This window comes from Cupriavidus pampae, assembly GCF_914271485.1.
Classification (GTDB): domain Bacteria; phylum Pseudomonadota; class Gammaproteobacteria; order Burkholderiales; family Burkholderiaceae; genus Cupriavidus; species Cupriavidus pampae.
This window is the reverse complement of the sequence record NZ_CAJZAG010000004.1, coordinates 272,518-294,775: the sequence shown is the minus strand read 5'-3', so window position 1 is coordinate 294,775 and position 22,258 is coordinate 272,518. Positions and strand designations below refer to the sequence as shown.

The 22,258-nt window shown below is 66.6% G+C and carries 14 protein-coding genes; 5 read left to right on the top strand and 9 right to left on the bottom strand.

Annotated elements, in window-relative coordinates:
* The first annotated feature begins 126 nt into the window (after nucleotides 1–126).
* From LDO41_RS12135 to LDO41_RS12125, 3 genes are read left to right on the top strand one after another with little or no spacing between them, the layout of a single operon-like run.
* Nucleotides 127–1,044: a LysR substrate-binding domain-containing protein gene (locus tag LDO41_RS12135; RefSeq protein ID WP_223988305.1), complete on the top strand. Its 918-nt coding sequence runs from the start codon at nucleotides 127–129 to the stop codon at nucleotides 1,042–1,044.
* Nucleotides 1,041–2,069 carry a M14 family zinc carboxypeptidase gene (locus LDO41_RS12130; RefSeq protein WP_223988303.1) on the top strand — a complete coding sequence of 343 codons (1,029 nt, stop codon included), beginning with the start codon at nucleotides 1,041–1,043 and terminating at the stop codon, nucleotides 2,067–2,069. Before LDO41_RS12135 ends, LDO41_RS12130 begins: the two co-directional genes overlap by 4 nt.
* On the top strand, nucleotides 2,066–2,824 hold the full coding sequence (locus LDO41_RS12125; RefSeq protein ID WP_223988301.1) for an alpha/beta fold hydrolase: 759 nt from the start codon (nucleotides 2,066–2,068) through the stop codon (nucleotides 2,822–2,824). The genes LDO41_RS12130 and LDO41_RS12125 overlap by 4 nt, the downstream gene beginning before the upstream one ends.
* A gap of 65 nt (nucleotides 2,825–2,889) precedes the next feature.
* Here the strand turns inward: LDO41_RS12125 and LDO41_RS12120 are convergent, their stop codons facing one another.
* Together LDO41_RS12120 and LDO41_RS12115 are read right to left on the bottom strand one after the other, a co-directional pair.
* Entirely contained in the window at nucleotides 2,890–3,480 is a 591-nt protein-coding gene (locus LDO41_RS12120; protein ID WP_223988299.1) for a TetR/AcrR family transcriptional regulator, read from the bottom strand.
* A 387-nt stretch (nucleotides 3,481–3,867) separates the two neighbouring features.
* Nucleotides 3,868–4,347 (bottom strand): copper resistance protein CopQ, encoded by a 480-nt coding sequence (locus LDO41_RS12115; RefSeq protein ID WP_223988297.1) that lies wholly within the window; start codon nucleotides 4,345–4,347, stop codon nucleotides 3,868–3,870.
* A 390-nt stretch (nucleotides 4,348–4,737) separates the two neighbouring features.
* Here LDO41_RS12115 and LDO41_RS12110 point away from each other — a divergent pair, with 390 nt between their 5' ends.
* Nucleotides 4,738–5,589, top strand: coding sequence for an alpha/beta hydrolase (locus LDO41_RS12110; protein ID WP_223988295.1), 852 nt, complete (start codon nucleotides 4,738–4,740; stop codon nucleotides 5,587–5,589).
* Nucleotides 5,590–5,613: 24 nt separating this feature from the next.
* On the opposite strand, the gene LDO41_RS12105 is transcribed toward LDO41_RS12110, so the two are convergent.
* Nucleotides 5,614–6,816 carry a methyl-accepting chemotaxis protein gene (locus tag LDO41_RS12105; protein ID WP_223988293.1) on the bottom strand — a complete coding sequence of 401 codons (1,203 nt, stop codon included), beginning with the start codon at nucleotides 6,814–6,816 and terminating at the stop codon, nucleotides 5,614–5,616.
* 207 nt (nucleotides 6,817–7,023) lie between these two features.
* On the opposite strand from LDO41_RS12105, the gene ltaE reads away from it, so the two are divergent.
* Nucleotides 7,024–8,055, top strand: a complete 1,032-nt coding sequence (gene ltaE, locus LDO41_RS12100; protein ID WP_223988291.1) for a low-specificity L-threonine aldolase — start codon at nucleotides 7,024–7,026, stop codon at nucleotides 8,053–8,055.
* Nucleotides 8,056–8,718: 663 nt separating this feature from the next.
* On the opposite strand, the gene LDO41_RS12095 is transcribed toward ltaE, so the two are convergent.
* The 6 genes from LDO41_RS12095 to LDO41_RS12070 all read right to left on the bottom strand — a co-directional run bounded on the left by LDO41_RS12095 (nucleotide 8,719) and on the right by LDO41_RS12070 (nucleotide 21,859).
* The gene (locus tag LDO41_RS12095; RefSeq protein WP_223988289.1) at nucleotides 8,719–9,273 is read right to left on the bottom strand and encodes a vWA domain-containing protein; all 555 of its coding nucleotides are present in this window, start codon (nucleotides 9,271–9,273) and stop codon (nucleotides 8,719–8,721) included.
* A 104-nt stretch (nucleotides 9,274–9,377) separates the two neighbouring features.
* On the bottom strand, nucleotides 9,378–10,499 hold the full coding sequence (locus LDO41_RS12090; protein WP_223988287.1) for an ATP-binding protein: 1,122 nt from the start codon (nucleotides 10,497–10,499) through the stop codon (nucleotides 9,378–9,380).
* The gene (gene cobN, locus LDO41_RS12085; protein WP_223988285.1) at nucleotides 10,496–14,680 is read right to left on the bottom strand and encodes a cobaltochelatase subunit CobN; all 4,185 of its coding nucleotides are present in this window, start codon (nucleotides 14,678–14,680) and stop codon (nucleotides 10,496–10,498) included. The genes LDO41_RS12090 and cobN overlap by 4 nt, the downstream gene beginning before the upstream one ends.
* Before the next feature lie 3 nt (nucleotides 14,681–14,683).
* The gene (cobW, locus tag LDO41_RS12080; protein WP_223988283.1) at nucleotides 14,684–15,751 is read right to left on the bottom strand and encodes a cobalamin biosynthesis protein CobW; all 1,068 of its coding nucleotides are present in this window, start codon (nucleotides 15,749–15,751) and stop codon (nucleotides 14,684–14,686) included.
* 134 nt (nucleotides 15,752–15,885) lie between these two features.
* On the bottom strand, nucleotides 15,886–17,577 hold the full coding sequence (locus LDO41_RS12075; protein ID WP_223988282.1) for a M30 family zinc metallopeptidase: 1,692 nt from the start codon (nucleotides 17,575–17,577) through the stop codon (nucleotides 15,886–15,888).
* 160 nt (nucleotides 17,578–17,737) lie between these two features.
* Nucleotides 17,738–21,859 carry a cobaltochelatase subunit CobN gene (locus tag LDO41_RS12070; RefSeq protein ID WP_223988280.1) on the bottom strand — a complete coding sequence of 1,374 codons (4,122 nt, stop codon included), beginning with the start codon at nucleotides 21,857–21,859 and terminating at the stop codon, nucleotides 17,738–17,740.
* Nucleotides 21,860–22,258 lie beyond the last annotated feature (399 nt).

Genomic DNA, 22,258 nt, shown 5'->3' with positions numbered 1-22,258 from the left:
CTGACGCTCGACTGACGACGGATGCCCCGCTTTTCTCTTTCGGGAAAAGCGGGGCATCATGTCGCCTCGAAATTGTCATAATCGCGCGCTAAGCTCGGCGGCCGTCCCGCTTAGGATCAGACCATCATGCTTGGCGACCTGCTGGTGACCTTCTTTGAAGTCGCGCGCCAGGGCAGTATTACCACCGCTGCCCGTCAGCTTCGTATCAGCCAGCCCACCGTCACGGGCCGCATCCGTCAGCTCGAGGACATCTATGGTGTCGAGCTGTTTCATCGTCGCGCAAGCCGCGTTGACCTCAGCGACGTTGGCATCGCGCTGATGCCCCTCGCCGAACAGATGATGCAGCAGGAAGGCGATGCCGACTTCCTGTTGCGCAATGCCGGCAACCTGCGCTTCGGCAAACTGCGCATCGGCGCTACCGGTCCGTTCTATATCCTGCGTAGCATTGCCGCGTTTCGGCAACGCTATCCCGATATCGCCGTCACACTCGAGACCGGCAACTCCAAGACCGTGCTCGATGCACTGTTCGACTATCGCATCGATGCCGCGGTGTCCTCGCACGCGGTGGACGACGACCGCCTGACGCGCGTGACACTTGCCGCCGATGCCACAGTTGTCGTCGCGCATCCCGACCATGCGTTGGCGCGCGAAGCGCGCGTCGATATCGCCGAACTCGCGCGCCATCACCTGTTAGTACGCGAGCGCGGTTCGATGACGCGCGAGGCGACCGAGACCGCATTGGCCGGTGTGGGCCTGGAACTGCCGGCGCATACCGTGATCGGCAGCCGCGAGGCCATCTGCGAGGCCATTCGCCATAACCTTGGCGTGAGCGTGATGCCGGTGGGCGAGGTGCCCAAGGACAGCGCGTTGCGCGCGATTCCATTCGCCGGCCCCGCGCCGGTCATTCACGAGTATCTCTACTGTCTGCAGGCGCGCCGCGCCACCCGACTCGTCACCGCGCTGCTCGATTGCGTGGTGCTGCCCACGCCTGGGACGCCTATATTGAACGGATTGCGCGATCGAACGGTACCGCACAGTCCATGACCGCCACGGGCCCTGCCGGCTTTCCCGAGTATGACCAATTGATGACACTGCTGGAGCTGGGCGCGCCTTGGTTCGAGACGCGCGTGGCCTGCAGTGTGGATGTTGGCGAGCGCGCATTTGGCGTGCATGTGGCCACGCTCGGCACATCCGCGCCCGACGCGCCGGCCATCGGCATCTTTGGCGGCATTCATGGGCTCGAACGCATCGGCACACAACTGGTGCTCGACTATATGCGCGCGTTGCTGTGCCGTCTGCAATGGGACGAGCTGTTGCATCGCGAATTGCAGGCGGTGCGGCTGGTGTTTATGCCGATCGTCAATCCGGGTGGCATGTGGGCTGGCACGCGTGCCAATCCGCACGGCGTCGACCTCATGCGCAATGCACCGCAGAATGCCGATGCACGCGTACCCTTTCTTGCGGGAGGCCAGCGCATCGGGCCGTGGCTGCCATGGTTTCGTGGACGCGCGGGGGCGCCAATGGAGGCCGAAAGCGCGGCGCTGCTCGAGGTGGTCGAACGCGAGCTGTTGCCGCGGCCGCTGAGCTTCGCGGTCGATTGCCACTCCGGCTATGGCTGGCGTGACAGTATCTGGTTTCCCTATGCCCGCACGCGCGCGCATATGCCGAATCTGCCGGAGATGTACCTGCTGAAGACGATGTTCGAGCAAGCGCATCCGCACCACGGATACGCATTCGAGCCGCAGAGTCATCAGTACCTGCTGCATGGCGATCTGTGGGACTACGCGTACGATCGCACGCCTGCGCGGCACCTGTTCCTGCCGATGACGCTCGAGCTGGGCTCGTGGATGTGGATCAAGAAAAATCCGCGCCAGTTGTTCACGCGCGCGGGCATATTCAATCCGATCAAGGCGCACCGCACCGCGCGCGTGTTGCGGCGGCATGTCAGCCTGTTCGATTTTCTCGGGCGGATTGCGTTCTCGCCCGAACGCTGGCTGCCGGAGGGCGAGCGCCGCGCGCTGCTGCATGAGCAGGCACGCCGGCACTGGCAGGGGCCATCCGCGCCATGACCTCCTGGATCTTTTTGCGAGGCCTCACGCGCGAGGCACGCCATTGGGGCGAACTGCCGGCGCTGTGGCAGCAGCACGGGCTGGGGCGCCCGCTGACCCTCGATCTGCCCGGCAATGGCACGCAGCACGCGATGCCCGTGCCCGCCACGGTAAGCGGCATGCGAGACGCGGCGCGGAAGCTTGCAGCGGAAAGCGTGCAAGGCCCCTATCGCATCCTCGCCATGTCGCTCGGCGCCATGGTCGCCACCGACTGGGCACAGACATACCCCGAGGAAGTGGCAGGCCTGGTGCTGATCAACACAAGCATGCGGCCCTTCTGCGCGATCACCGAGCGCCTGCGCCCGGACACGTGGGCCGCGCTGCTCGGCATGGCAAGACACTGGCACGATCGCGTGCGCTGCGAACGCACGATCCATCGCCTCACTTGCGAGCGGCTCGACACCCGCGACACCGACCTCGCCGAATGGGTCACCATCGCGCAATCCGCCCCCGTCTCGCGCAGCGCGGCAACACGCCAGCTGGTGGCCGCCGCGCGCTTCCAGGCCCAACCCACCCGCCCCGCCTGCCCCACCCTGCTGATCTCCTCGACCACCGACCGTCTGGTCAACCCGATCTGCTCACACCACCTGCAATCCGCCTGGCAAGTCCCCCACACCCAACACCCCTGGGCCGGCCACGACCTCCCCCACGACGACCCACAGTGGCTCTGCGAAACCGTGGCGAAGCTCGACTGGGCTAGCGAAGCAACGCCTTAAAGAAAAACCCCCGCATGGCGCAGCGCCATGCGGGGGGTTTTGTTGTCTTGCCGGTCTGACTGTACTCAGGCTACCGCGTTGGGGCACTTGACGTTTTCAAGCGCGCCGAGCAGCGTGTGTGCGGCAGCTTCCACGCGTTCCTGGTTGCCGAACAGTCGTGCCGCGATCAGACCGCTTTGCAGCGCGCCGTAGACCACCTGCGCAAGCATGGCGGGCGGCACCGGGTAGGGCATGTCGCGTTCCGACTGGCCCTTCTCGAGCAACTGCGTCAGCCACGCCTCGTTGATCGCGTAGAAATCTTTCAGCACCTTGTGCACGCACTCGGGCAGGCTCAGCACTTCGGTGGAAAGCATGCCCGCGAGGCAGATCTGGTCCGACCCGCATGTGGCACGGATCGGCTCCAGATACTGGCGCGCCTGCTCCATCAGCGGCAGCTCCGTGCTGATGTTGCGCATGCGTTCGGTAATTCGCGCACTGTATTCCTTCACCGCTTCCAGGACCAGATCGTCCTTTGACGGGAAGTAATAGTGGATGCTCGAGGTCTTGACCCCGACCAGTTCAGCCAGATCGCGGTAGCTGAAGCCGTTGAACCCGCGGCGGCGAATCAGTACCAGCGTGTGTTCGAGCAGTTGCTCGCGAACAGGTTGCGTTTTCATAGGCGCGATAAAGCTGAAGTCATGCCGCGAAGTTTATCTACACGAAGATAGATAGACAACCGGGAATTTCCCGAATCTGCCTGATAAACCTCAGGCCGGCAGCGTTTGTGCCACCAGCATGACGGCCGAGCCACTGATCAGGCTGAGGGCTACCCACCCGCCAAGGATCAAAGCGCTGTTCCGGATACTTCTCATGATGAAACTCCTTTTGTTTTTCTGCTTTTAACAAGTGAAGCAGGAGCCCTCATGAGGCCCCTGCCAGATCTGCCGGAATCGTTGGGAAACATCGCTGCGCGAGGAGAGAGGGTTCGCGCAGCGGATGTGTCCTTACGGCTTCGGCGTTTCAGGCAGGGGACCGGATACGTTCCCTGCCGTCAAATCTTGCCCTCAGGCATTGGCACCATCGGTGAACACGTCGAACTTGCGCGACGGTTCGGCCGACACGCCAGTGCGGTCCAGCCCAGCTACCGTACGAGCACCGTCGCTGTAGACATCGCGCTGACGCGCACCGTCGTAGAACGGGCTGCGTTGGTCGCGGACGTCACGGGCACCGTCGAGGTACGGATCAACCTTGCGGCTCGGTTCGGCCGAGACACCGGTGCGATCCAGACCAGCCACGATGCGCGCACCGTCGGTGAAGGGATCGGCCTTGCCGACACGGGCGCCGTCGGTGAACGTGTCGAACGTGCGATCGGTGTAGCCATCGCGGTTGCTGATACGGGCACCGTCGGTGTACGTGCTGCGCGGTTCGCTGATGGTGCGGGCACCGTCCAGGTACGGGTCACGCGAACCTTGTGCGGCTTGGGCAGCACCACCAATGAAGGCGGCGGCAAGGGCGGCGGCGGTGAGGATGGTCTTGGCGTTCATGATCTAGCTCCGTTTCGTTTGGGCGCTTTACGATCGCCCGCAATCTGTTGTGTGCGGTCTTTTTTACCGTTTCTACCTACATCTACTGGTAGGTAGAGATCAGGTGCTAAAAAAAAGACCGGCTCCCGGTACTGATTGACTGCTGTGCTGCTGGTCTCTTACCGCGTTTGCCGGGGCTTTCTTTGCTTGCCGGTTCACTGCGTTGCGACCATGGACCGAATAATATCTACTACTAGATAGATAAGCAAGGCGTTTTTTGTGATGCCGCACTAAATTGTTTCTATCGATGCGATAGCATCGGCCTACAACACTTCCCCGCTCCTGGCATCCACCATGGTTTCGACCGATTCGCGCCCATCACCGTCCCCGCCCGGGCCCGGCAAACGGGGCTTGCCCGCCGGTCGCGCCGCGGCCTGGCTGGCGCTGCTGGCCGCCGCCGCGGTCGGACGGCAACTGCTGCTCCGCTCGGTGGAGCGGGCCGCGTTCAATACGTGCCCCGACCTGGCGGTGACACCTGAGCAGATGGGGGCGCCCTCGGTATCCCTCAAGTTCGCCAGCGAAGATCGCACGCTGCATGGCTGTTTCGTGCAGGCCACGGCCCTCGACGCGCCGGCGCTATGCGTGTTTCACGGCAATTCGGAATGCCTGTCCGACTGGGCGCCGGTGCAGGCTTTGCTGCATGCGGCCGGCATTTCATCGTTTGTATTCGACTACAGCGGCTATGGCTCCAGTACCGGTCGGCCGACCGTGCGCAACCTGCGCGCCGACGCGAAGACGGCCTACGCGCACTTCCGCGCGGCCACGCCGCGCGCGGCGCGCCATTACGTACTGGGGTACTCGCTGGGGTCGGGGATTCTGCTCGACGTGCTGCATCGGCTGCAGCCGGCACCGGTGGGCGCGGTGATTGGCGCCGGATTCTCGTCGGCGCGCGCGGCGGCGGTGGCCACCGGCCGCGTACCGGGATGGATGGCGTGGATGCTGCCCGACCCTTGGGATAACGCGGCGCGGGTCTGCCGGCTGCGCATGCCGCTGATGCTATTGCACAGCCGCATTGACGCGACCATTCCTTATAGCCACGCGCAGCAGCTGGCGCGCGTGGCGCGCTGTGCCAACCGACTGATCACGTTCGAGGATCTGCCACACGACGCCGCGACCAATCCGGACTGGCTCGCGGCGTTCTGGGCGCCGGTGATACCGTATCTGCGTTCGGACCAGCTTGAGGAACCGCCCGCTTCGGCCTGAGCGGGCTCAGGCTCGGGCTTGATATCAGGCGTGTGCCAGCGCGTGCCGTGGCCGCCTGGCTTCTGGCTCATCCTCGAGCTTGAACTCGCCCACCACGCTCTGCAGTTGCTGCGCCTGACCGGCCAGCGCCGCCGACGCGGCCGCCGCCTGCTCCACGAGCGCGGCATTCTGTTGCGTGACCGCGTCCATCTGCGCCACGGCTTCGTTGACCTGCGCGATACCGGCGCTCTGGTGATCGGACGCGGTGGCGATCTCGCTCAGGATCTGGGTCACGCGGCGCACGGCCTGGACGATCTCCTGCATGGTGTCGCCAGCCTGGCCGACCAGCGTCGAGCCGCTTTCCACCTGACGCGCCGAATCGCTGATCAGCACGTTGATTTCCTTGGCGGCGGCGGCGCTACGCTGCGCGAGGGTGCGCACCTCGCCGGCCACCACGGCAAAACCGCGGCCCTGCTCGCCCGCGCGCGCCGCTTCCACGGCCGCGTTCAGCGCAAGAATATTGGTCTGGAACGCGATGCCTTCGATCACGGCGATGATGTCCGTGACCTTGCGCGAGCTCGTGTTGATCGCCTCCATGGTCTTGACCACGCTGCCGACCAACGCGCCGCCGCGCTCCGCGATGCCCGAGGCGTCGCCTGCGAGGGTGTTGGCGGTACGGGCGCGATCGGTGTTCAGCTTCACCATCGAGGTGAGTTCGCTCATGCTCGACGCGGTCTCCTCGAGCGTGGCGGCCTGCTCCTCGGTGCGCTGGGACAGATCGGTGTTGCCGGCGGCGATCTCGTGCGATGCCACCGAGATCGCATCCGTTGACGCCTTGATGCGCGTGACGAGGTCGGTCAGCATGTCTTCCATCTCGCCCATCCCGCCCAGCAGCCGGCCGAATTCCCCGCCACGATCGGTTTCGAATTCCTTGCTGAGGTCGCCGGCTGCGACGGTTTCCGCGATATAGACCGCTTCCGCGAGCGGCGACTCGATGCCGCGCACGATGCTGATGGCGGCCACCACACTGATAAGCAGCGCGAGCACGCCGAGACTGTAGACGATGGTGCGTGTACTGTCGTCGGCTGCGGTGCTGACCGTTTGCGAAGCGGGAGGTTGCGCGGCCAGCTTGTCCTCGAGCTGTGCCACGCGGCTCAGCGCCACGGCCATCGTGATCGCCATCACGATCAATAGCGCGCCAAAGGCAATGCCTATGCGCGCGCGAATGCTCAAGTTCGTCAAAGCCATGGTGCTCCCGCTCCTCTGTTGCCCTCGCGTGGGGGATCCCGCGGGGCTTTCGTCGTTTGATCACTGCCCTAACGGCAACCATGGGGCGAACCTTTAGCGCAATCGATCGTGCGGCGCGGCAAATCGTCAGCCACGGTTACGCGGGCCACGTACGCGTGCCATCATTGTGGTTTTTCACGCGACCATTCCCCCTCGAGGACCCCAGCGATGAGCACCCCCATCCGATACGACTTCCGCAGCGATACCGTGACCCGCCCGACGCCCGCGATGCGCGCGGCCATCGCCGAGGCGGTGGTCGGCGACGACGTATTTGGCGACGATCCGACCGTCAAGCAACTCGAGGCGCGCGCGGCCGCGATGCTCGGCAAGGAAGCCGCGCTGTTCGTGCCGACTGGCACGCAGTCGAACCTGATCGCGTTGATGGCGCATTGCGAGCGCGGTGACGAATATATCGTCGGGCAGATGGCTCACTGCTATCGCTGGGAGGCCGGTGGCGCCGCGGTGCTGGGCAGCATCCAGCCGCAGCCGCTGGTGAATCAGCCTGACGGCACGCTGGCACTGGGCGATATCGAAGCGGCGATCAAGCCCGACGATTCGCACTTTGCGCGCACGCGCCTGCTGGCGCTGGAGAACACGATCGGGGGACGGATTCTGCCGCAGGACTATGTGGTGGCGGCCACCACGCTGGCACGCGAGCGTGGGCTGGCGTGTCACCTCGATGGGGCGCGGTTGTTCAATGCCGCGGTCGCATCGGGAGTATCCGCGGAAGTGCTGGCGCGACCGTTCGATACGGTGTCGGTGTGTTTGTCGAAGGGGTTGGGGGCGCCGGTGGGTTCGGTGCTGGTGGGGTCTTCGGCACTGATTGCCAAGGGGCGCCGTCTGCGCAAGATGCTGGGGGGTGGAATGCGGCAGGCCGGCATTCTCGCAGCGGCTGGCGTCTATGCGCTCGAGCATAACGTCGCGCGGCTGGCGGACGATCATGAGAATGCGCGGCGTCTTGCTGAAGGCTTTGCTCAGGTAGCGGCGTTGAAGGTGGTGCGGCCTGATACCAATATCGTATTCGTGACAGTGCCGGCGGAGCATGCGGCGGCGCTGGCGGCTCACGTTGCGGCGCAAGGGCTTGGCGCGACTTCGGCGTATGGGGCTACGCAACAGCGTTGGGTAACCCACCTCGACGTTGACCGCGCGGCGGTGGAGATGGCGGTGGAGGTAGTGCAGGGATTTTTTGCCGGGCGTTGAACGACCGCGCGATTGGATACGCAGTAGACCCTCACCCCCGGCCCCTCTCCCTAAGGGAGAGGGGAGCAAGCAATAGGTAGGCTTAGTTGCACCCTCTCCCCCGACCCCTCTCCCTCAAGGGAGAGGGGGGCACACCATCCCCATTTGCTGTGCCATCGGTTTGCTCCCCCTCACACTCGAGGGAGCGGGGGGCACACCATCCCCATTTGCTGCGCCATCGCTTTGCTCCCCCTCGCACTCGAGGGGGGGCGGGGAGCACACCATCCCCATTTGCTGTGCCATCGGTTTGCTCCCCCTCGCACTCGAGGGAGCGGGGGGCACACCATCCCCATTTGCTGCGCCACCGGTTTGCTCCCCCTCGCACTCGAGGGAGCGGGGAGCACACCATCCCCATTTGCTGCGCCATCGCTTTGCTCCCCCTCGCACTCGAGGGAGCGGGGGGCACACCATCCCCCATTTGCTGCGCCACCGGTTTGCTCCCCCTCGCATTCGAGGGAGCGGGGGGCACACCATCCCCATTTGCTGCGCCACCGGTTTGCTCCCCTCTCCCCGGCGGGGAGAGGGGCTGGGGGAGAGGGGGGATAAGACATACCTCTTGTTTTCTCCCCTCTCCCTCGGGGAGAGGGACCGGGGGTGAGGGCATGCGGCGCTTGAACTTGCCCTCTACGGTGCCGGCAGGTATTCCGCGTCCCAGCTAGTTGCCAGCATGCGGCAGCGACCCAGTGGCAGGGCGTGGCGTTCCATGTCGACGACCACCACGTGGTCGGCCCACGCAGGGCGCGGAGGTGCGTCGTTGGTGCGGCCATCAGTCAGCACCCACAACCAGCGCTGCTGGGCCGGGGCATGTTGCGCGTGACGGGCAAGCAGTTGGTCTGCGCGTGCCATACCGAGGGTCAGCGGCGTGCCCCCGCCGCCCCGGATCGGGCGGATCCAGTCTTCGTTCCATGGCCGCGCGCGGGACGGTTGCAGGCGCACTTCGGCGCGGCCTGCCGCGAAGCACAGTAGCGCGACGTCGCTGCGCGACTGATATGCGCGTTCCAGCAACCGCAGCAATACGCCCTTGGCGAATGCCAGTTGTCGCGCCTGCAGCATCGAGCCGGAGCAATCGAGCGCGAAACAGTGCAGCACGCCCGCGCGCGCATCGGTGTGGCGATAGCGCAGGTGTTCCGCGGCGAGCGCGTGCTGCTGCTTGCGCGCAAGGGTGCGGGGCCAATGCACCCGAGCGCTCGGTTGAAGGCCGCGCGCGTCGGCGCCGCGCTGGGCATGCCACCGCTTGCCGCCGCGCCGCGCGGCTGTGGTGGCGCGGGGCGACAAGCGGTGGCCTAGGCTTTTTTTGGCGGTGGCTTCCCGAATGGCCGCAGCGGTTTGACGTGCGCCACAGCGGTGGCCTGCGCGGACGGGGGCGGTAGCGCACCCCAGGACTCGTCCGAGGCGTCGGCGGACGACGCGGCCGGCGCACTGCCAGACCACGGGCCCGACGATATGCCTGGACGCGAGTGCGAGGCACCCGACGCACCCGATGCGCCCGACGAACGATTCTCCTCGCCGGTCCCTGCGCCATCTTGCGGTGGCATCAACGCGTCCGTCGGTGCGTGCCGCCGGTGGTACAGCACAAGGTCCGCCACCGCGTCCACGTGCGCCGTGGTCAGCGCCGGTGCCATGTCCCACGCAGCGAGCGCGCGTGCCGCGCGCAGCATCACGAGGTCAGCGCGGACGCCGTCCACGGCGGCCTCGATGCACAGCGTGCTGACATGTGCATGCACGGCGTCGTCGAACGTCAGCGACGCCAAGACAGCGCGGGAGCGCACCACGCGCTCCGCAAGCGCGCGCTGCGGTTCGACTACGCTCGCGCGGAATGCCTGTGGGTCGGCGTCGAACGCGAGCCGCGCACGCACGATGGCCTGCCGCGCGGCGGGGTCATCGTAGTTGCCGATGGCAAGCGCGAGGCCAAAGCGGTCCAGCAGCTGCGGCCGCAGGTCGCCCTCTTCCGGATTCATCGTCCCGACCAGCACAAACCGCGCATCATGCTGATGCGACACGCCATCGCGTTCGACCACATTGACACCACTCGATGCAACATCGAGCAACTGATCGACCAGCGGATCGGGCAACAGGTTGACCTCGTCCACATACAACACCCCCTCATGCGCACGCGCCAGCAGGCCCGGCGCAAAACGGACCTGCCCTTCCTGCAGCACGTGACCGAGATCGAGCGTGCCGGTCAACTGCTCTTCGCTCGCGCCGAGCGGCAGCGTCACGAAGTGGCCATGCGGCAGCAACTCCGCCAGCGCGCGCGCCGCAGTGGATTTGGCGGTGCCACGCGGGCCCGTCACCAGCACCCCGCCGATGCCGGGATCGACGGCCGCAAGCAACAGCGCGAGTTGCAGGCGCTCCTGGCCAACCAGCGCGCAGAACGGAAAAATCGGTCTTGCCGAGAGTGTCATGACTGTCCTTCGAGCCGTTGCTCGTTGTCGAGCAGATGCGCTTCGATGCGCGCGCGTTGCGCGCCGGGTTCCTGCCACAGACCACGATCCATCGCTTCGAGCAGGCGCTCGCAGATGCCCTGCAGCGCGCGCGGATTGTGCCGCGCGATCCAGTCGCGCGTGGCGTCGTCGTTCACGTACGCGTCGGCCACCAATGCGTATTGGTGGTCCGCCACCACGCGCGCGGTGGCATCGTAGCCGAACAGGTAATCGACCGTTGCGGCCATCTCGAAGGCACCCTTGTAGCCGTGGCGTTTGACGCCATCGATCCATTTGGGATTGACCACGCGCGTACGGATGACGCGGGCGATTTCCTCGCCGAGCGTGCGCACGCGCGGCGCGGCGGGGTTGGCGTGATCGCCGTGATAGATCGCGGGCTGAGTGCCGCCCAGATGCCGGACGGCTGCGACCATGCCGCCCTGAAACTGGTAGTAGTCGTTGGCATCGAGGATGTCGTGCTCGCGGTTGTCCTGGTTCTGGATTACCGCGTCGATCTCCCCGAGCCGCGTGGCAAAGCTGTCGCGCGCGTCGATGCCGTCGGCGCGCTGGCCATAGGCGTAGCCACCCGCGTGCAGGTAGGCATGCGAGAGATCGGCATCGTCCTGCCAGCGGCGGCTATCGATCAGCGCCTGCAGGCCGGTGCCATAGTCGCCGGGACGCGCGCCGAACACGCGCCATGTTGCCCGCTCGCGGGCGGTGTCTTCATCGACGCCGGTCGATTGCAACCGTGCGCGTTCGGCCTGCACGCGGGCGCGAATGGGATTGATGTCGGCGGTCTCGTCGAGTTCGGATACGGCGCGTACGGCGGCGTCGAACAGCGCGACGAGGCCGGGGAACGCGTCGCGGAAGAACCCCGACACACGCAGCGTCACGTCGATGCGCGGGCGATTGAAGGTGGTCACCGGGAGGATTTCGAAGTCCACCACGCGGTGACTGCCGGGGGCCCATTTGGGGCGTACGCCGAGCAGGGCCATGGCCTGGGCGATGTCGTCACCGCCGGTGCGCATGGTGGCGGTGCCCCATACGGACAGGCCGACAGCGTTCGGGTATTCGCCGTGCTCCTGCAGGTGGCGCTCGACGAGCTGGTCGGCGGAGCGCACGCCGAGCGTCCATGCGGTGCGGGTGGGGACGGCACGCGTGTCCACCGAGTAGAAATTGCGGCCCGTCGGCAGCACGTCCGGGCGGCCACGGGATGGGGCGCCGCTGGGGCCCGGAGGGACAAAGCGTCCTTGCAGGCCGCGCGCTAGCTGCAACAACTCTTGCTCGCCGCAGGCGTCGAGTTTGGGCTGGAGGTGGGTGGCGATGTGTTGCAGCGTCTGAAGTGTGCGAGGAAGTGTGAGAGCCAAGGGCGTGCCCTCACCCCCGGCCCCTCTCCCCGAGGGAGAGGGGAGAAAACAATTGGTAGATTGACTTTCACCCTCTCCCCCAACCCCTCTCCCTGAGGGAGAGGGGAGCAAACCGGCGGCGTGCGAAGCGCCTGCGCGGCTCCCCTTGCCCTTTGGGAGAAGGTGCAGGGTCAGGGCAGCGGCCGCATCGTCGGCGGCGCCGATCACTGTGCGCGGCGTGCCCTCTCCCCCAACCCCTCTCCCTGAGGGAGAGGGGAGCAAACCGACGGCGTACGGAGCGCCTGCCGGGCTCCCCTCCCCCTTTGGGAGACGGTGCAGGGTAAGGGCAGCGGCCGCGTCGCCAGCGGCGTCGGTCGTCGAAGGCGGCGTGGGCACATCGATACCGCCGCCAAACATCTCGCCCTCCAGCAACCGCAGCGCCAGCAGCTCCAGTCGCTCGCGCGTGTCGCCGTGGTGGCGCCAGGGGCCTGCATCCATCTGCATCAGCAGTGCCGGGCGTGGTCCTTGCCATGGTGCGGCCCAGTCCGCGTCGAGGGGGTTGAAGCCTAATTCGAGGTCGTCGGCCAGCGCGTTGAGCAGGCCACTGCCCTCGCCTGCCGGGAAGCGCGCGAGGGCGGCCAGGGTGTCGCGGCGTTGCGTGCCGCGCGGCGATTCGCCGAATACGTGCAGGCCATCGCGAATCTGCGACTCCTTGAGTTCGCATAGCCACGCATCGGTGCGGTTGAGCAGCGCGTCCTCCTCGGCAACAGCGGCGGCACCACCGCCCGGTGCCTCGAAGCCGAGCTCCCGGTGCAACTGCTGGCTCACGATCGTATCCAGAATCGAGCGACGCAATAGCTTCGCACGACGCGGATCGACGGTCAGCGCTTCGTAGTATTCGTCCACCTGCCGCTCGAGGTCCTGCAGCGGCCCGTAGTTCTCCGCGCGCGTGAGCGGCGGCATCAGATGGTCGATGATCACCGCCTGCGCGCGGCGCTTGGCCTGCGCGCCTTCGCCGGGATCGTTGACGATAAACGGATAAAGATGCGGCAGCGGCCCGAGGATCGCATCGGGCCAGCACGCCGCCGACAGCGCCACGCTCTTGCCCGGCAGCCATTCGAGGTTGCCATGCTTGCCCACATGCACCACCGCATCGATGGCAAACACCTCGCGCAGCCACAGATAGAACGCGAGGTAACCATGCGGCGGCACGAGCTCGGCATCGTGGTAACTCGCGTAATCATCCACGCCATACGCCCGCGCTGGCTGGATGCCAACAAACAGATGGCCGCTGCGCACCCCCGCAATCATGAAACGGTCCGCGCGCACCATCGGATCCTGCTCAGGCTCGCCCCAGCGCGCTATGACAGCATCGCGACTCGCCTGCGGCAGCTGCGCAAACCACGCGCGGTACCGCGCCATCGCCAGACTCTGGAACGCGGGCCGCAGCGCATGCTGCTCGAGGTCGTTGGTCACACCTTCCGTCAGCGCGCGCATCAGCGCATCGCCATCGGCAGGCAACGCGTCCACGGCGTAGCCCTCGGCCGCGAGCAGCGAGAGAATGCGCACCACCGATGCCGGCGTATCGAGCCCCACCCCATTGCCGATGCGCCCCTCGCTGGCCGGATAGTTGGCCATGATCAGCGCCACGCGCTTGTCCGCGTTGGGCAGCGCGCGCAACCGGCACCACCGGCGCGCGAGTTCGGCCACAAAGCCAACGCGCTCGACATCGGGCTGATAGCGCACCACATCGGCCTCGGTATGCGGGCAGCGATAGGCGAGCCCCTTGAAGCTGATCGCGCGCGTGATGATGCGGCCATCGACCTCGGGCAACGCGACATGCATCGCGATATCGCGCGCCCCCAACCCCTGGCTGTCCGCGAGCCAGTCCTCGCGATTGCCACCCGACAGAATTACCTGCAGCACCGGCGCATCGTTGGCGATCACCACGCCATCGGCCTCGCCATGCGTGCCGCCATCTGGCGAGCCCGCCGAGAACGCGGTGGTATTGAGCACGAGCGCCACCTCATGCGCATCGCACAGGCGTTGCAGCACTTCGCGACAGATCGGTTCCTTGAGCGAAGTAAGCGCGACCGGCAACGGCCGCAGCCCCGCCTCCATCAGCGCGGTGCACAACGCGTCGAACACCTCGGTATTGCCTGCCTGCAAATGCGAGCGATAGAACAGCACTGCGACCACGGGCGCATCGGCCAGACCACGCAGGGCCCACTCGCGCTGCCAGTCCGCAATGGTCGCCACGCCATGATCGCGATGATAGAGCGCGGCCTGCGGCAGCACCTGTGGCGGCAGCGCAGGCTCGCCGATCTTGAACGCGTGATGACCGAGGCAGCGGAAAAACTGCTCGGCGTTGCCCGCCCCGCCTTCGCGGAGATAAAGCCAGAGCTGGTGACTCAGCGCGGCCGGCGCATTACCGTGACGCGCGAGGTTGTCGTCTTCGGCAAGGTCGCCCGAGCCCATCACCAGCAATTGGTTACGCGCACGCGCCAGCTCGGGCAATCGTTCGAGCCCATAGGCCCAGTCGCTCGCGCCACCCAGATGATCGACCACCACCACGCGCGCATGCCGCAGTACCTCGTCAACGTACAGATCAAGCGAGGCAGGCTGGCGCAGATACATCTGGTTGGCCAGGCGCACCGAGGGGAAATCGTCGCCGAGGCGCGGCACCGCGCTCGCGAGCAAAGACAGCGTGGTATCCGCCGCGCTCAGCACCACGATGTCGCCCGGCGTCTGCTCGATGCGCAGCACGACGGCGTTGTCCTCGACAAAGCCGCCGGGCCGGGTGGACAGCAGATGCATGGATCAGGCGCGCGCGGACGTACCGAGTTCGGTATCCAGCGCGGCTTGCAAGGTGGCGTGATCGAGCTCCTGCCCGATCAGCACCACGCGCGTGCGACGCGCCTCGTCGGCACGCCAGGCACGGTCGAAGTAGCTATCGAAGCGCTGGCCCACGCCATGCACGACCAGTCGCATCGGTTTGCCAGGCAGCGCCACAAAACCCTTGATGCGATAGATCGTGTGCGATTGCACCAGCTTGCCGAGCGCGGCCACCAGACGATCGCGATCGACATCGCCCACCTCTACCACCACCGAGTCGAACTCGTCGTGATGATGATCGGGATCGTCGCCATCGCCATGATGATCGACGCGCAGATGGATCGTGTCCTCGGACGCACGATTCAGGCCGAGCAGCAGGCCCACGTCGATGCGGCCGCCCTGCGCGGGAACGATCTTGACCTCCGCCGGAATCTCGGGCCGCACCAGCGCTTCCACCTGCGCGCGCTGCGCGTCGTCCATCAGGTCGGTCTTGTTGAGAATGACGAGATCGGCGCTGCCGAGCTGATCCTCGAACAGTTCGTGCAGCGGCGATTCGTGATCGAGATTCGGATCCGCGCGGCGCTGCGCGTCCACCGCGACCGGATTGGCCGCGAACTGGCCCGCGGCGGCAGCCGGGCCGTCGACCACGGTCACCACGGCATCGACCGTGAACGCATTGCGGATGCTCGGCCAGTGGAACGCCTGCACCAGCGGCTTGGGCAGGGCCAGGCCCGAGGTCTCGATCAGCACGTGATCGATCTGGTCACGGCGCTCGAGCAGCTTCTCCATGACCGGATAGAACTCTTCCTGCACGGTGCAGCACAGGCAGCCGTTGGCCAGCTCGTACAGCTGGCCGGTGGGCTCCCCCGCGTCGTCGCAACCGATGCCGCAACCCTTGAGAATCTCGCCGTCGATGCCGAGTTCACCGAACTCGTTGACGATCACCGCGATGCGGCGGCCATTGGCGTTATCGAGGATATGTCGCAACAGCGTCGTCTTGCCGCTGCCGAGGAAGCCGGTGACGATGGTTGCCGGGATTTTGTTGGTTTGCATGCCGGTCGAATGGTTGTGCCGCGAAGGGTTTCGCAAAGACGACCAGCATAGCAGAGCAGCGGTATTCCCTCCCCGCGCTCCTACTCTGCCCTCAGCCCCCGTCCGCTCTCCCGGTGGGAGAGCGGAACGGGAGTTTAATCATGCACGACGATGGACAACTGGGTGCCAGCGGGCACGCGCACGGTCTCGCTATAGGTACCACGCACCGCCTGACGCACGATCGGCAGGCTGGCGTAGGCCTGCAGCGTCTGCGGCACGGCCGTCGTCAGCGTGCGCCGGCCGGCATAGGAAGCCGGATCGATCAGCGGCAGCACAAAGCCGCCATCCGCGCGCACCGGATAGCCGTAGCCGGGCGGGCTGGCGCTCGCCGGCATCAGAGAGGCGGCGGTAGCGCTCCACGCCGCGAACTGCTGCGTGAAGCCCGAGCCCGGCAGCACCGAGCGGATGGCCGAGTCGAGCACGCCGATCGACGTCGTGGTGCTGAAGTTGGTAAGCAGGTTGCGGTAGAACGCCAGGCCGAGCTGGCGGTTCAGGAAGCCACCGAACGCGCCCGAGACGGAGTAGCTGTCGCAGACGTTGGCATCGAACGGGCGCCAGACCGTGAGGTTGCAGTTGTACGAGCCCGCGCCATAGGCGACGTAGTCGCGGAAGCGCACGTCACGAATCGCGTTGTACGACGGATCGATGGTGAAGCTCGCGAAGTCTTCCATCATCATCGCGGTGGCTTCCTCGAGCCACGTGTCGTACATGTAGACGCTCGACTGCTGCACGCCGCGGCGGTAGAAGTTCTGCATATGCATGCCTTCGTGGGCCATGGTCATGCGCATCTGCTGCATGCCGGCCGCACCGGCCAGATACAGCGTTTCCGCGTCGAGGTACAGCGAGATCGATTCGTTGCTGAACGGCTGACTCGACTGCTTGAAATTGTTGCGCGCGTAGAAGTAGCCGACGAGGTCGTAAGGCTGGCCATTGTGATCGAAGTTCAGGATCACGATGTCGATCGGCTGGCCGCTGCCGCTGATCAGCGTCGGGAACGACTGCGCACCCCACATGACGCCGCCAACGGACTTGAGCATGTCGTAGATGCCGCCGGCGTTTGCGTAGGCGGAGGCCAGGCCATCAAGGATCGTCGAGTCGATCTTGCCCGTCCCTTCCTCGCCATTCTCTACCCAAAAGTTGACCGTGATGCCGTCTGTCGTGGTCACCTGCTTGCGCAGGGTCGCGGTGCGCGCGCTGTTGTCCGCGTGATACCACGTGCGCGAACTGGTCAGCGTGGTGAAATTCGGTGCCTGAGGTGCGATCGTCGAGAACGATTGCGGACGCTTGTCGCCAACCAGCGTGGCCCAGCCGTCGCGGTTGAAGTCCGCGATGCGGCGCTTGGTCGCTTCCGCATCCTGTGTGCCGTTATCGAGTTGCAGGCTCTGCAGTGCGGCGGGGAAGCGCGAAGCGGTCAGCGAGATGCCGGGCATGGCCTGCGCGGCGGCGCCGTCGTTGGTGAACACCAGCGACACGTCCTGGCCATTGAGGCCGGCGATGTGAACAGGCACATCGGCCGCGGCGAGCGAGGTGTTGCTGGCCTCCCAGACACCAGTGCCGCTGCCGGCGTAAGTGTTGGCATCGATCGCGGCGCAGCCGCCGCAGGCGGATGCCACCACCACCGTGGGCGTGGTCGGTGTGCTGGGTACGACCGGGTTGGAGTTGGTGGCGGGCGCGCCGGCGCTGGCCGGCGCACCGCCGTCATCGCCACCGCCGCCACATGCCGCGAGCGCCGCGCTCAGTGCGCACGCGGCCATTACCTTCCAGCTGGTTGTATTGCGCCCGCCCATCTTCTTTCCCCGTTCTTCGTATGGCTTGGTAATGCTTCGTATTGGATTTGGCGGTCGCTGCTGGCAGGCAGGACCATGCGTCAATATCGGCAGCAAGTGCTACGTCTGAAGCCCTCCCGCCGGGGGATGCGGGGGACTTCGGTGGGACTTCGATGGGGCTTCAGCGGGCGGCGCGGCTCCACGCGGCGAGCGCGCCGGCTAAGAAGACGAGCGCCATAAGCGCGGCCGCGCCCAGGCGCCACGGCGCGGACAGCGCGGTGGGCGCTGCGGTCTTCGTAGGGACGGGTTCGAGGCGGATGCCGTGGATGGCGGCTGGCGCCGGAGGGGATGTCGCTTGCGGTGCGGCATCTTGCCGCGGCGGGGTGGGCATCGGCGCGGCGCGCGCCGGGGCGGCGGGTTCGGGACGCACATGCGACGGGGGTGCCGATGGTGTGGCCGGTGGTGTGGCCGGTGGTGTGCCCGATGCCGAGACCGGTTGCACGACTTTCGCGGCGGCGAACTGCCGGCCGACGTCGCGCAGCATGGCCGGGTCGATGTGCGCGGCCTGCGCGGCCCGCGCGATATGGGCCATCAGCACGGGGTTGCCACAGGTATTCGCGGTGCACGACAGGCCGTCGCGTTGCACAGATGTTGCGTAGCGGCGCAACAATTCCGTGCGTTCCGCATCGCTGAAGCGATAGCTGCCCTGCCGGTCCACTTCGATCAGTCTTGCCAACATGGCTTGCTGTGCGTGTGGATTGGCGGTGCGGAAAAACTGGTCCGTCCCGAGGTGCAGGCTGTCGGCCACGTAGACGTCGTACGTGCGTTGCCAGAACGTGCCCGACATCTGCTCGGGCACGGTGGCCTGAAAGCCGTAGAGATGCTCGATCTCGCGCTGGATCTCGCGTGCGCCGGCGTAGCCGGAGCGCTGCATCGCGGTGATCCACTTCGGATTCCAGTGGCGCGCATTGAGTTCGGTGGCGAGCCACGCGCGGGCATCGACGGTGCGGACTTCGCCCGCTGTACGCAGGTTATGCAGCCAGAGCGGCGGCGCCTGCCCGGTCACCGCGCGCGTGGCTGCGACGAGGCCGCCCGCGTACTGATAGGTGTCGTCGTTGTCGAGCGCGCCGTAGAGTGTGCTGGTGCGGGAGAACAGTACGGTCTGGTTTGAACGCAGATGGCTGGCCAATGCGCCGGGGGCGCTCTCGCCCCAGCCTTCGGACGAGTAGGCGTGGTTCATGGCATGCAGGTAGAGTTCGGCGAGCGGCGAGCGGTCGGGGCCTTGAGCGCCTTGGCTGCCTTGGCCGCCTGGCTGCACGTCGCGGCTTTGCTCGACCATCTGCTGCACGCCGATCGCATAGCTGCCGGGGCTGGCGGCGAACACGCGTGCCCGCGCGAGGCGCGCGGCCTGCACGGGGTCCGTGCCGCGCGCGACCAGCGCGGCTGCCACCGCGCGATCGTGCCGACTGAGCGCGTTGTCGCCCGCCGCGGCCGCAAGGCGCGCCGCCTTGTCGAGTAGCGCCACCTTGTCGCCGAAACCATCGCGGTAGATGCCCGAGATCGTCAGCACCACGTTCACACGCGGGCGGCCAAGCTCCGCGTCGGGGATCAGCCGCACATCCTCCACCGCGCCGCGGGCGTTCCATACGGGCATGACGCCCATGAGATACAGCGCTTCGGCTTCCATCGCGCCCTGATGCCGCTCGGTCTCGCCGTACCAGAGCACCATCGATACGGCTTCCGGCGCCGCGCCGTGCTCCTGTCGATAGCGCTCGAGGGTCTGCGCGGCCATGGACTTGCCGAGCTCCCACGCGGCGCGCGTGGGCATCAGTGCGCCGTCGAAGGCGTGCAGGTTGCGGCCAGTGGGCAGGGAGTCGGGCGTACGCACGGGGTCGCCGAGCGGACCGCTGGGCAGGTAGTTGCCATCGAGCACGGTGACAAGGCCGTCGAGCTCGCGCGCGGGGGACGCGCGCAGGTCGGTCAGCCAAGCGCGGCCCGTCGCAATCGCCGCGCGCGCGGACTCCACCTGCACGGCGGGCACGCCGTCGAGCGACGGCTCGCGCGCGGCAACCATATCGGCCGCCCATTCGCGCAGGCGTGCCGTCCCGAGCGCGCGTACCGTCTCCTGCCGCAGCCGGCCCACCAGCATCGTTGCCAGTGCGTCCTGCTGTTCGGCCACGGGCGGCATCGCGCCCAGCGCGTGAATACCGAGCGGCACCGGCTCCGCCTCCACGCGGTGGAGAAACGCGTGAATGGTCGGCTCAATCGCCTCCCATGGCGCCGAGGCATCAAGCCCAAGCTGGCGGTCGAGCCCCAGTTCGCGGATCTGCGCGAGCGCTTCCGCGCGGTAGCGGCGCGCGAGTTCCGGCGACGCGTCGCGCGTGGCCTCCTCCTGCTCGATGGCCGCATCGAGCCGCGCCAGCGCCGGCGGCTGGCCCGCGTCGGCAAGCAGTGGTGACAGATGGCTGACGAGCACCGCCGCACTGCGGCGCTTGGCCTGAATCGCCTCGCCACCGCCGTCCTGAATATAGACGTACGCATTCGGCAGGCCACCGAGCAGCACTTCCGCACTGTCGTCGCCAGCCAGCGCTACCTGTTTTCCGGGCAGCCATTCGAGCGTGCCATGGCGCCCCACATGCACGACGGCATCGGCGCCGAACGCGTGGCGATACCACAGATACGCCGCGATATAGGAATGCGGCGGCGGCGTGAGCAGATCGTGCGAAGTGTCCTGCGCGCGTGCAAACGTCGTGCGCAGCGGCTGCGGGCCGACGAACACATTGCCAAAACGCAGGCCCGGAATCACGAACGCAGGTTCGCCGGACACTCCAGCGATATCCGCACGCACCAGCATCAACGGATTGCCTTCGGGTGGCCCCCATGCGCGCGTCACCGCTGCGCGGAACGCGGGCGGCAGTTCGTCGAACCACTTGCGGTATTGCGACACAGGCAGCAGCGTCACGTGGCCCGCGCGGACCATTGTCTCGAGCTCGCCGGGCGACCAGGTCTCGACGTTGCGGCCATTGGCCTCGAGCAGCCGCGTCAACGTGGCGGTGTCGGGCAACGTCGCCCCGGTGCGGTAACCCGCTGTGCGCAATCGTTCGAGCATCGCCGTCAGCGACGGCAGCGTCGCCAGATAGCTCGCACCGATATTGCCGCGCCCAGGCGGGTTGTTGTAATAGAGCACTGCCACGTGCCGCTCGGCGGCAGGCTTGCCGCGCAGCGCAAGCCACTGCCGCACGCGCGCGACGATCGCGTCCACGCGCTCGGGCACCGCGCTGCTGGCGCGCGCGCCATCCACGTCTTCCTGCGTCGCGAACAGCATGGGCTCGGTGGCACCGCTACGCTCAGGCGCGGTCAGCAGCAGCGGCACGCGATCGCCCGCGATGCCGCGCACATCGCCGGCCCACGTCGCCCGGCTGTCACGCGTGGCAATCAGGTTGATCACGCGAATACGATGCGCCGCCAGCCAGTCCTTGTCCTGCGCGCGCGGAATCGTGAGGTTCAGCGACAGCAGCAGCGAGATCGGCGCAGCCGATGCATCCGCCGCGCTGCCATCAGTCGTCAGATATGCATCCAGACTCGACAACGGCCAGCCGAACACCGGCACCACACCAATCCCCTGCCGCTCAAGCGCCGCCACCAGCGCATCGATATGCGCAAGATCGCGCTGGCGATAACTCGTGGCATAAAACGCGAGACCCACCAGCGGTGCCTGCGCCGACATGCCACCCCCATCACGGCTGCGATACCACTGCAGATACGCCGGCAAACCATCGAACGGTTGCGCCGCGCGCGGATGGTAAATGCCCGCGACTGGCGCGGGGCGCACCGCCGGCACCGCGATCGCCGCGCCACGCTGCGCCGCCGCATACGCAAAAAACGCCGCAAGGTTGTCGGTGCCACCCGCTTCCCAATACTGTCGCGCGGCCTCGTTGCGCGCGGCATCGAGCGACACGCCCCACGCCGCCTCGGCATCTGGCGTGGGTGTGGCCAGCAACAATGCCCCCCGTGCGTGCGCGGCCCGCATCGCCGGCGCGAGCGTGCGCTGCATCGCCGCAGGCAGGTACCAGGTCTGAATCACATCGGCGCGCGCGATACGCGCGGCATCGGGCGGCGTCGCCGAGAAGTCGATCTCCGCCACCTCGTCGCCGCGAGCCAGCGTGGCACGGAACGCAGCTTGCGCGGCGGGCAGCAGATGGGTATTCGGCGTGATGACGAGAATGCGCACCGGCGCGGCATCCGCCGCACGCCCCATGGTCAGCAGCAGGCACGCAAGCAGCAGCCAGATGGCAGTGTGCATGCCGGTACGGACAAGACGAAAGACGGACATAGGGCGTGGGAGCGCGCGAGGGGGCGGACAGGCAAGCGCAGCATTCTACCCTTGACGACTCGGCACACACCCGACGCCATCGCTCACCCTACGCGCGCGGGGTGAGGCCCCTTTAAACGGTCGTTGCAACGTCGCAAGACTTGTTGTTTTTTGCGCAGCCGGGTTAACGCGCCTCGTCGTCATGCCGCAGTGTGTCAAACGTGCGCACATGACAACTGCACCCTCTGCACGGAAGTAAAAATGACAATCGCATGCAGAAGTGATCGATCCTTCGTGCAAGGCAAGGCACTTCGATTGGCGTGCCCCCGGACCGGCGGACAATCTACACCTCCACCCGGAGAGCGGCAATCGTTCTAGTGGGCGAGCCCA

Coding starts and splice junctions, on each gene's coding strand:
- LDO41_RS12135 (WP_223988305.1), top strand. CDS start 127: ATGCTTGGCGACCTGCTGGTGACCTTCTTTGAAGTCGCGCGCCAGGGC.
- LDO41_RS12130 (WP_223988303.1), top strand. CDS start 1,041: ATGACCGCCACGGGCCCTGCCGGCTTTCCCGAGTATGACCAATTGATG.
- LDO41_RS12125 (WP_223988301.1), top strand. CDS start 2,066: ATGACCTCCTGGATCTTTTTGCGAGGCCTCACGCGCGAGGCACGCCAT.
- LDO41_RS12120 (WP_223988299.1), bottom strand. CDS start 3,480: ATGAAAACGCAACCTGTTCGCGAGCAACTGCTCGAACACACGCTGGTA.
- LDO41_RS12115 (WP_223988297.1), bottom strand. CDS start 4,347: ATGAACGCCAAGACCATCCTCACCGCCGCCGCCCTTGCCGCCGCCTTC.
- LDO41_RS12105 (WP_223988293.1), bottom strand. CDS start 6,816: ATGGCTTTGACGAACTTGAGCATTCGCGCGCGCATAGGCATTGCCTTT.
- ltaE (WP_223988291.1), top strand. CDS start 7,024: ATGAGCACCCCCATCCGATACGACTTCCGCAGCGATACCGTGACCCGC.
- LDO41_RS12090 (WP_223988287.1), bottom strand. CDS start 10,499: ATGACACTCTCGGCAAGACCGATTTTTCCGTTCTGCGCGCTGGTTGGC.
- cobN (WP_223988285.1), bottom strand. CDS start 14,680: ATGCATCTGCTGTCCACCCGGCCCGGCGGCTTTGTCGAGGACAACGCC.
- cobW (WP_223988283.1), bottom strand. CDS start 15,751: ATGCAAACCAACAAAATCCCGGCAACCATCGTCACCGGCTTCCTCGGC.
- LDO41_RS12075 (WP_223988282.1), bottom strand. CDS start 17,577: ATGGGCGGGCGCAATACAACCAGCTGGAAGGTAATGGCCGCGTGCGCA.
- LDO41_RS12070 (WP_223988280.1), bottom strand. CDS start 21,859: ATGCACACTGCCATCTGGCTGCTGCTTGCGTGCCTGCTGCTGACCATG.